This window comes from Bradyrhizobium sp. Leo114 (assembly GCF_055229415.2).
In genome coordinates this window covers 138,007-145,257 of sequence record NZ_JBUYEN020000022.1, presented here as the reverse complement: position 1 = coordinate 145,257, position 7,251 = coordinate 138,007, and the positions used below count along the sequence as shown (strand labels likewise).

The window sequence follows — 7,251 nt, the reverse complement described above, 5'->3', positions numbered from 1 at the left end:
CCGACAACCGCCGAAAAGCCTTCTTGAACTTCCCCATACGACTCCCTCCGCCTTGTGGGAGCCGCTCTCAGAATCCATCCTGCAAAACAACGCAATAGAGGCCGCAAATCCATATGCGATTCCCCTGGTTCTTACGGGGAGAGGGTAGGGTGAGGGGCTGCTTCCACGGATACGGTGCGAGTTGCACTCGCGGAGGCTCCCCCTCACCCGGAATTCAAGCTTCGCTTGAATTCCGACCTCTCTCCGCAAGCGGGGGCGAGGTGGAGGTCCCGAGATCTGGTCTCGTGCTCCGCTAAAGAGGACTCACGCAGCCGCATTCTCATTCACGCCGAACCGCTTCTCGAATTCTGCGACGTTGACGATGCCGCGGCGGTGGGTGCCTTCGCCGATCTTGCGCTCCTCGTTCCAGGCTTCGACGGCGAACAGGATGTGCCTGGAATCGAGCTCGGTGACGCGGGCGGTCGCGCGCACGGTCTGGCCGATCGGAGTTGCAGCGAGATGGCGGACGTTCACCTCCATGCCGACGCTGACAAATCCCTTCGGCAGCGCCGCTGAGATGGCGGCACCTGCGGCGATCTCCATGTGCAGGATCATCATCGGCGTCGCATAGACCCGCGGCATGCCTGGAACGAAATGTCCGACCGTCAGTTCCGGCGTCACGATGATCATCGTCTCCGCGGTCATGTCGAGCTTCAATAACTCACGTGCATCCATATCCACTTCCTTATTCTGCGGCTGCCGCGACCACTTTCTTGGCGGGACGCTTGCCGATACTGCCGAGCCATTTGCCCAGCCAGTCGAGATAGAGATAGACCACCGGCGTCGTGTACAGGGTCAGGACCTGCGACAGCATCAGGCCGCCGACGATGGTGTAGCCGAGCGGCTGGCGCAACTCAGACCCGGTGCCGGTTCCAACCATCAGCGGCACGCCGCCGAGCAGCGCCGCCATGGTCGTCATCAGGATCGGCCGGAACCGCATGGTGCAGGACCTATAGATCGCCTCTTCCGGGCTCAAGCCCTCATTGCGCTCGACCTCGAGCGCGAAGTCGACCAGCATGATGCCGTTCTTCTTGACGATGCCGATCAGCAGGATGATGCCGATAATGGCAATGACGGTGAGATCCATGCGCACGGCCATCAGCAGCAATAGCGCACCGATGCCCGCCGAAGGCAGCGTCGATAGGATCGTGATCGGATGGATGAAGCTCTCATAGAGCACGCCCAGAATAATGTAGATGACGATCAGCGCCACGCCGATCAACAGCGGGGTGCCCGACAGCGACGACTGGAAGGCTTGCGCGTTGCCCTGGAACGACGTCGCGAGCGAGGCCGGCTTGCCGGTTTCCTTTTCGATGTTCTGAATGCCGCTCACCGCCTCGCCCAGCGACGCGCTGGGCTTCAGGTTAAACGAGATGGTGACCGACGGGAACATGCTCTGATGGTTGATCAAGATCGGCGCCGGCTTGATCCCGCTCTTGACGAGCTGGCTGAGCGGGACCTGCTGGCCGCTCGCGGAATTCACGTAGATGTCCTTCAGCGCCTCGGGCCCGTACTGGAAGCTCGGATAGACCTCCATCACGACGTGATACTGGTTCAGCGCGGTGAACATGGTCGAGACGATGCGCTGGCCGAAGGCGTCATCCAGCGTGTTGTCGATGGCGGAGGGAAGGATGCCGAAGCTCGACGCTATCTCGCGATTGACGGTGACGTCCAGCATCGGACCGGCGTTCGCCTGATCGCTGGCGACGTCGGTGACGAACGGTAGGCTCCTGATCCGTTCTAGGAAGATGGCCGACCAATGCGTCAGCTCGTTCGAATCCGCGTCGGTCAACGTGTACTGATATTGGGTCTTCGACAGCCGCGCGCCGATGGTGATGTCCTGCGCGGCCTGCATGTAGAGGGTGATGCCCTGGATGTGCGCGAGCTGCGGCCTCAGCCGATTGATGATCTCGTCCGCGCTCGCCTTGCGCTGTGGCTTGGGCTTCAGCATGATGAAGATGCGGCCCTGATTGAGCGTCGCGGTCGGCCCGCCCGGCCCGATATAGCTCGCCACCGAATCGATCGCGGGGTCCTTCAGCAGCGTGTCGACCAGCACCTGCTGCCGCTCGGACATCGCCGGGAACGAGATGTCCTGCGCGGCTTCGGTGATGCCGACGATCTGGCCGGTGTCTTCCTGCGGGAAGAAGCCTTTCGGAATGACGACGTAGAGAAATCCCGTCAGCGCGATCGTACTCAGCATCACCATCAACGTAACGAACCGATGGCGCAGCACGACCTTCAGGCCGCGGGCATAAAGCGCGAGCAGGGAATCGAAACCCCACTCGAAGGCGAGGTAGATTCTGCCATGTTTCTTGTGGCTGTCGTCCTTCAGGAGCCGCGAGCACATCATCGGTGTTAGTGTCAGCGAGATCACGAGCGACAGTATCAGTGAGGCGGTGATCGTGATCGCGAACTCCTGGAACAGCTTGCCGACATAGCCGCCCATCAGGAACAGCGGGATGAACACCGCAATCAGCGACAGCGTGATGGAGACGATCGTGAATCCGATTTCGGCCGAACCCTTGAGCGCGGCCTGCATTGGGGTAAGGCCCTTCTCGAGATGGCGCACGATATTCTCAATGACGACGACGGCATCGTCGACGACGAAGCCGACCGCGATCGACAGCGCCATCAGCGACAAATTGTCGAGGCTGTAGCCGAGCACGTAGAGGACCGCGAAGGTGCCGATCAGCGATAGCGGAACGGTGACAGCGGGAATCACGGTTGCCCAGAGATTGCGCAGGAACAGGAAGATCACCATCACCACCAGAGCTACCGTCAGCATCAGCGTGAACTGGACGTCGGCGACGGCGGCGCGGATGGTGGTGGTGCGATCGGCCGCGATCGTCACCTTGATCGCGGGCGGAATGGATGCCTGAAGCGTTGGCAATAGCTTCTTGATGCGGTCCACGGTCTCGATGACATTGGCGCCGGGCACGCGCTGGACCGCGAGGATGATCGCCGGCTGCTTGTCATACCACCCGGCCAGCAGGTCGTTTTCCGGAGCCTCGATCGCCTTGCCGATATCCCGAATCCGCACCGGAGAGCCGTTGCGATAGGCGATGATCAGTTCGTCATAGGCGGCGGGATTGAGTAACTGATCGTTGGTGTTGAGCGTGTAGGTCACGCGCGGGCTGTTGAGCGTTCCCTTCGGCAGATCGACATTAGCGCCGGCGATGACGGTGCGGACATCCTCAAGGCTTATTCCTCTTGCGGCGAGCGCCTGCGGATTGACCTGAATGCGGATGGCGGGCTTCTGCTGACCGCCGATGCCGACCAGGCCGACGCCGGGAATCTGCGAGATCTTCGGCAGCAGGATGTTCTCGGCATAGGCATCGACCGTGGTCATCGGCAGCGATTCAGAGGTCAGCGCGATCAGCATGATCGGCGTCTCGGCCGGATTCACTTTCCGGATCGTCGGTGGATAGGGAATATTCTGCGGCAGATAGGGGCTCGCCGCATTGATTGCCGAGAGCACGTCGACCGCGGCGCTGTCGACCGTGCGCGAGAGCTCGAACTGCACGACGACCTGGGCCACACCGAGCGCGCTCGACGACGTCAGTTGCGTGACGCCGGGGATCTGGCTCAATTGCTGCTCAAGCGGCGTCGCGACGGACGATGCGATCGTCTGCGGATCGGCGCCGGGCAATTGCGCCGAGATCTGGATCGTCGGGTAGTTGACGTTCGGCAGTGCGCCGACCGGCAACAGCGGATAGGCGGCAAGTCCACACAGCAACAGCCCGGCCATCAAGAGGACGGTCGCGATCGGCCGGGCGATGAAAGGCGCCGAGAGGTTCATGGAATGGCCTTCTGCACCGAGCTTTGCAGATCGGCTTCGGTTGCGGCCTTGCCGTGCAATTCCTTGACGCGGCTGCCCTGCTGCAATCTGTATTGGCCATCGACCACCACGGTCTCATTGGCCTTGAGTCCGTCATCGATCAGTGCCTGCCCCTGGCTGATCTGGCCGACCTTCACGGAGCGCAACTGCGCGGTCCCATCCGGCGTCACCACGTAGACATAGGAGCCGTTCTGGCCTTGCTGGACTGCGGAAGCGGCGATGGTCAGCCCCTCTTTGCGGGTTTCAAGCAGCAGGTTGACGTTGACGAGCTGGCCGGGCCAGAGCCGATGCGCGGCATTCGGGAATTCGGCCTTGAGCTGGATGCTGCCGGTCGTCTGCACGATCTCGTTGTCGACGAGGAGCAGCTTGCCTTCATCCAGCTTGATCTTGTTATCCTGACTGTAGGCGATCACCTTCAGCGGACCCTTGGCCATCTCCTCTTGGATTCGCGGCAGATAGCTTTCCGGCAGCGTGAAGATCAGTGAAATCGGTTCGATCTGGGTGACGACCACGAGGCCGTTCGGATCGGTCGGGTGAATGATGTTGCCGACGTCGATCTGGCGCACGCCGGTCACGCCGGGAATTGGCGAGGTCAAGCGCGTGTAGCTGAGCTGGATCTTGGCCTCGTCGATCTGGGCCTGATCCGCCTTCACCGCGCTCTGCAACTGCGCCACCTGCGCCTGCTGGGTCTGGATCAGTTGCGGGGTGGCATAGCCCTTGTTACCGAGCTGGGTGTACCGCGACAGATTGGCCTGTGCGTTCTCGAGCCGCGCGTTGTCGCGGGCGAGGTTCGCGGTCAGTTGCTCGATCTCCGCCTGATAAGGCCGCGGATCGATTTGCGCCAACAGATCGCCGGCCTTGACGGTTTGTCCTTCGACGAAGGTGATTTGCGTGATCTGTCCCTGGATTTGGCTGCGCACCAGGTCTGTATTGTAGGCGATCACCGTGCCGACGCCGGTCAGATAGATCGGGACATTGCTGCTGGCGACGGTCGTCGCGACCACCGGGATCGGCGCCGGCTCCGGCACTGCGGCGGCTTGCTCTGACGTCAGCGGGCGCTTGAAGTACCAGAACCCGCCGCCCGCCAGCACCACGAGCAGAGCGGCCACTGCGATCGCGATCTTTCGCTTCACGGCATGCCTCGTAAATGTGTTTGTCTCAACAGCCGCCTGGTGCCGCCGTCGTTGTTGTCGTGCCATCGGCCGGACAAGGCAGCGCTTCGGCCGGAGGCGAAGAACCTACTGGCGATGACGCAGGTGACGGGAACGACAGCGCCGGACTGAGACCCGCACTGCCCAGTTCAGTCGAGCCCAAGGGAACTCCGATCGGTCCCACGGATGACGATGTCGACGTCATGGGACGCACGATGCTCGTCGTGCCGTGCGCGCCGCAGCCGGCCGAGGAATGTCCCGACAGCCCGCCGCCATCGAAAACCGCTCCCGGTTTGCTGGCGGTGAAACAGTTTTCGTTTCCGAAACTCATGGCGGCGCCGGATTGCGGCAGCACCGGGCTCGTGCCGGGTGTTGCAAGTTCGGTGGACCCTAGCGGAATGCCTGCCGGCCGGATGGCGGAACCCGTTGCCGAACCGAGCGGCGAGGCGAGGTTCGGAAATGGCTGCACGCCAGGCGTCGCTGCCTGCGCGGTCGCGGGTTCGAGCGAAATCGATTCGACGGCGAGCCACAGCGAAATGCAAGCAGCGAGTGCGGCGATTAGGGATCGTCGTCCGGACGTGCGCGAAAGCTGGTTTCGCCTCGACCGAAGCGGACCTGTCATAGGACGGCTCTCCGGAGGTTAAGCTCTCCGAAAAGTTACTTTCCGCCTTCCGCGACGGTATTTCAAGAACGCACGCCCTACCCGTCGAACGCACGCAGCAGATACCAAGGTATGATCGCCTTAGCCCCACAATATACGTACGTGAAAACGCCCGTAGAATGGAGCGCGCGGCGGTGCTAGATATTCTCCAAGGCACAAGTCGGAATGCGGCCGCTCCGAGGAGAGACGCTCAAGGAAGAGTGATCTCTCGATTGGTAACGTGTACAGGCCTTCCGGCGTACGGTCACCATGGCGACAGAGAGATGGTACCATGCCGCAGATTCAGCTTCGACGAGATGACAACGTTCACTTCAACGATGGTCTGCCGGTTCACGCGACTGTCCATGAAACACCATATCACCGCAAGACAGCCGCAGCTGAACGTCTCAATAAGTCGACGCAGGCCGCGGTGCTGCTGCCCGGCCGTCCTGTCGTCGATGACAGGATGGCGCTTGCGTTTGAACGCCTGCACCTCGTGCTCGCGATCGCAGCACAAGGTCATGCGGAAGGGAATGCAGCTGAGCGCGCCGCGCTGCTGAACGCCGCCAGCAGCCTCGATGTCTTCCAGCACAAGGCCGCGATCGAACGGCTCAAGGATCCCGTCATCAAATGCCTGTCGGATGCGCTCGCGGACACAGGGCAGGCCTATGACCGCCATGCCGGAATTCGCGCCGATGCGCTGCGGCTCGCCGTGGCCATCAGGTTGCTTGGGTTGCAGGCCGAGAACGGGTCATTCGTCAATGATCGAGCTGTCACGACGGTTCCTGCCGAGCGACCGGTCGGGGGATTGCAGAAGTGGCGGCTGAAGCGTGTCGCCGAATATGTCGACAGCCATCTGTCGAAGAAGATCACGCTCTCGGATCTGGCGGTCGTTGCGGGATTGAGCCGGATGCATTTTGCTTCGCAATTCCGGATCGCGACTGGCCTTCGGCCGCACGAATATCTGCTGCGACAGCGCATCCGCCGCGCCGACGAACTGCTTCGGCACACGACGATGACGATCGTCGAGGTTGCCCTGAGCGTCGGATTCCAGACCCAGGCTCATTTCACCACGGTGTTCAAGCGGATCGCGGGAAGCACGCCGGCTCAGTGGCGAAACGCGCGCTCCGTTAACGGCTAGGCCTCCGGCTACGCTCATTTGGCAGCCGCACGCCGCGTGGCCACCTGTGACGGCTCATCGCGCCGCCGCGAGCGCACGTGTGGCCTTGTCGAGTTGGGCGTTGCATTGCGCGGCATCCCCTGCGCGATCGGCGGCACGGGCAAGATTGAGCGCATTGAGCACGCGTTGGAGACGCCGCCCATATTTGCCTTCGGTGGCGGCGATCGATCGCGGTGTCGGCTGGTAGTTGCGCGTCGCGTCGAGACTCTCCTTCTGCCAACCCCCGGCGCCGGCGCGTTTCTCGATCGCGGCATCGGCCTGGGCTTGAACGCGCGCGATCGAGTCCTCGCAGGGACCGGCATGGCTTGGCGGAATCGTCAGAAGCAGGATGAGGATGGCGGCCCCGAACGGCGCGACCTTTTCCATGGGTTCGTCTCCTTGTGTGCGGCCAACTGTTACTTGG

General features: G+C 62.2%; 5 protein-coding genes. 1 reads left to right on the top strand and 4 read right to left on the bottom strand.

All coding sequences use genetic code 11. The features are described 5' to 3' along the window. Positions 1-303: 303 nt before the first annotated feature. From ACZIRK_RS25875 to ACZIRK_RS25865, 3 genes are read right to left on the bottom strand one after another with little or no spacing between them, the layout of a single operon-like run. Entirely contained in the window at positions 304-714 is a 411-nt protein-coding gene (locus ACZIRK_RS25875; protein WP_028162156.1) for a thioesterase family protein, read from the bottom strand. A gap of 10 nt (positions 715-724) precedes the next feature. Beyond that, on the bottom strand, positions 725-3,838 hold the full coding sequence (locus ACZIRK_RS25870; protein ID WP_463328357.1) for an efflux RND transporter permease subunit: 3,114 nt from the start codon (positions 3,836-3,838) through the stop codon (positions 725-727). After that, on the bottom strand, positions 3,835-5,010 hold the full coding sequence (locus ACZIRK_RS25865) for an efflux RND transporter periplasmic adaptor subunit (RefSeq protein ID WP_463328356.1): 1,176 nt from the start codon (positions 5,008-5,010) through the stop codon (positions 3,835-3,837). The genes ACZIRK_RS25870 and ACZIRK_RS25865 overlap by 4 nt, the downstream gene beginning before the upstream one ends. A 950-nt stretch (positions 5,011-5,960) precedes the next feature. Between ACZIRK_RS25865 and ACZIRK_RS25860 the strand changes: the two genes are divergently transcribed. Next, positions 5,961-6,809, top strand: coding sequence for a helix-turn-helix transcriptional regulator (locus tag ACZIRK_RS25860; protein ID WP_463328355.1), 849 nt, complete (start codon positions 5,961-5,963; stop codon positions 6,807-6,809). A 54-nt stretch (positions 6,810-6,863) separates the two neighbouring features. Here ACZIRK_RS25860 and ACZIRK_RS25855 read toward each other — a convergent pair whose 3' ends face one another. Continuing rightward, positions 6,864-7,214, bottom strand: a complete 351-nt coding sequence (locus ACZIRK_RS25855) for a hypothetical protein (RefSeq protein WP_130227869.1) — start codon at positions 7,212-7,214, stop codon at positions 6,864-6,866. Positions 7,215-7,251 lie beyond the last annotated feature (37 nt).

Bases quoted from the DNA above. Each gene is read 5' to 3' on its own strand.
- ACZIRK_RS25875 (WP_028162156.1), bottom strand. From the start codon at position 714: ATGGATGCACGTGAGTTATTGAAGCTCGACATGACCGCGGAGACGATG.
- ACZIRK_RS25870 (WP_463328357.1), bottom strand. From the start codon at position 3,838: ATGAACCTCTCGGCGCCTTTCATCGCCCGGCCGATCGCGACCGTCCTC.
- ACZIRK_RS25860 (WP_463328355.1), top strand. From the start codon at position 5,961: ATGCCGCAGATTCAGCTTCGACGAGATGACAACGTTCACTTCAACGAT.
- ACZIRK_RS25855 (WP_130227869.1), bottom strand. From the start codon at position 7,214: ATGGAAAAGGTCGCGCCGTTCGGGGCCGCCATCCTCATCCTGCTTCTG.